The following is a 271-nucleotide window of genomic DNA, read 5'->3' on the forward strand; positions in this document are numbered from 1 at the left end:
GCATTTCTCGCTCCCGGGTCTGGAGGTGGTGACGGATGCGGTTGATCCGGGGATCGCGCGTTTCGACCTGACGTTCAGCCTCACCGAGCGTCACGGGTCCGAGGGGCTGCCGGCTGGTATCGAGGGTGTGGTGACGTATGCGGTGGACCTCTTCGACGAGGAGACCGTCACTGCCCTCTGGCGTCGTCTTGCCATGGTTCTGGAGTCGGTGGTTGCTGATCCGGATGTGCGGGTCGGTGCCGTGGAGGTGCTGGAGCCGGGCGAGTACGAG

General features: G+C 65.3%; 1 protein-coding gene. It reads left to right on the plus strand.

Features of this window, described 5'->3' with window-relative positions; genetic code table 11:
• Window positions 1-271 (plus strand): hypothetical protein (locus IO30_RS41125; protein ID WP_037895563.1); only part of this gene is annotated, 271 nt, incomplete at both ends.

It is taken from the genome of Streptomyces xanthophaeus (assembly GCF_000725805.1).
Lineage (GTDB): Bacteria > Actinomycetota > Actinomycetes > Streptomycetales > Streptomycetaceae > Streptomyces > Streptomyces xanthophaeus.